Source organism: Streptomyces sp. NPDC005728, from assembly GCF_040630895.1.
In the GTDB taxonomy this organism is placed as follows: domain Bacteria; phylum Actinomycetota; class Actinomycetes; order Streptomycetales; family Streptomycetaceae; genus Streptomyces.
Map to the genome: position 1 here is coordinate 1 of NZ_JBEXYL010000270.1, position 2,032 is coordinate 2,032.

Annotated in this window: 2 protein-coding genes; both read right to left on the reverse strand. The window is 67.5% G+C overall.

Translation table 11 applies throughout. The features are described 5' to 3' along the window. On the reverse strand, positions 1–472 hold a 472-nt coding region (locus tag ABZ471_RS48470; protein WP_359075572.1), incomplete at its 3' end, for a type 1 glutamine amidotransferase domain-containing protein. Between the two features lie 83 nt (positions 473–555). Continuing rightward, positions 556–1,230: a type 1 glutamine amidotransferase domain-containing protein gene (locus ABZ471_RS48475; protein WP_359075573.1), complete on the reverse strand. Its 675-nt coding sequence runs from the start codon at positions 1,228–1,230 to the stop codon at positions 556–558. Between the last annotated feature and the right edge of the window lie 802 nt (positions 1,231–2,032).

The window sequence follows — 2,032 nt, forward strand, 5'->3', positions numbered from 1 at the left end:
CGAAGGCGTTGCTGCCATCGGCCTTGGTGGCGGCCAGCAGCGCGGCCGGGGCGTGGCAGACCACGCCGAGCGGCTTGCCCGAGGCGAGCGCGTCGATGAGGAGCCTGCCGGAGGTGGCGTCTACGGCCAGGTCCTCCATCGGGCCGTGGCCACCGGGGTAGAACACGGCGGAGTAGTCGGCGAGTTCGACATCCTCCAGCCGGATGGGGTGCCGGAGCTCGCTGATCGAGGCGACGGCGTCCGCCATCTTCTTCGCGCCCTCCTCGCCGCCGTTGAACTGCGGCGCAAGGCTGCCCTGGTCCAGGGGCGGCACGACGCCGCCCGGCGTGGCGACGACGACCTCGTGGCCGGCGGCCGTGAACGCCTCGTACGGGGTGACGGCTTCCTCGGCCCAGAAGCCGGTCGGGTGCTTGGTGCCGTCCGCCAGCGTCCAGTGGTCGGCGCCGGTGAGCACGAAAAGGATCTTCGACATGGTGCGGTCTCCGAGAGGTGGGGTGTTTCGAGAGGCTGGGTGTTCCGAAAAGCGGGGTGTGCCGGCAGACGGTCTGTTGCCGGCTAGTCGGTCTCGGCCAGGGCAGCGAGAATCAGGTCGCTGACGGCCTTGGTGGACACCGGGTTCTGGCCCGTGATGAGGCGGCCGTCACGCACGGCATGCGGCGTCATCGGGACAGTACCGCGCACGTACTCGGCGCCCTTCGCGCGCAGTTCGTCTTCCAGGAGGAACGGCACCCTGCTCTTCACACCGGCCAGTCGTTCCTCGACCGTCGCGAATCCTGTGACGGTGCGGTTCTGTACGAGCGGATTCCCGTCGGTGTCCTGGAGGTTGATGAGGGCGCAGGCGCCGTGGCAGACCGAGGAGACGATGCCGCCGTGGGCATAGATGGCCTGGGCGGTTCGCTGCAGGTCGGCGCTGTTGGGGAAGTCCCACATCGTGCCGTGGCCACCCGTGAAGAAGATCGTGGAGTAGTCGTCCGGATCCGCGTCGCCGACGGAAGCGGTGGCTTTGAGGGCGGTCATGAAGGCCGGGTCGTCGAGATAGCCGCGCACCGTCTTGTCGACGAACAGGCGGCCGAGGCTTCGGGGGTCGAGCGGCACTTCGCCGCCCGCCGGGCTCACCACATCCACGGTGTGGCCGACCTTCACCGCCTTGTCGTAGAAATGGACGAGTTCAGCCAGCCACAGGCCGGTCCGGTGGTCGCTCGCCCCGTAGGTGGCCTGATTGGTCACCACCGCCAGAATCTTTTTCTGTCTCACTTTTCCCACGTCTCCCTGGCTAGCCAACTACACATTCGGGCCGGGTGCGGCCGAACGAAACCGGATACCGGTGGTCTATTGGGCTCAGTGCTATTCGGTGTCGAAACTAAAGCTGCTGAGGTATCCGCGCCAATCAAGAGACCGATACAGGTATCGATGACCCGATGCCTGTCCCCCGGACGCGATCTCCTTCGCCGACACCCCCTCACCGCCTCCCGGACCGGACTCCACCAACTCCACGACCCGCCGGTAATCCGGCGCGAGCGCCCCAGCCGTCATCCCCTCCCCGAAGTGCGGCACGATCGACCCCGTGACCGGGACCTTCACCGCTTTGGCCGCCGACACCGGGGCAGGCTCCGGCGCCTCCTGCACGGCCGCATCCGCCGCATCACCGGGGCGGCCAGGGCCTCGGCAGGCTCTGCCCGAGCGATCGCCCGGCGTTCCAACACCGTCTCGGCCGCAGCGAGTTCGGACAGGATCCGGTCCGCCTCTGTCTGAAGCTCCTCCACCCGCACTCGGGCAGCGGCCTCCCGCTCCTCCAGCAACCCCATCACCGATGCCACCGGCCGCCTCCGCATCGTCGAGGACGAACTGATCGCCCGAACGCTCCCACGGCGACACCAGAACCATGCCTGAGCAGCGGAAACTCAGTGATCACATCCGGTAAGACAACGGCTTCTAAGCTTGACTCTGTCGGGGATCTTGGAGTTGCCGAGGTCAGGTGCCCAGGGTTCGCCAGGACTTCGGCCGGGGTATCTCGCGCTGGTCGAGGTAGTCC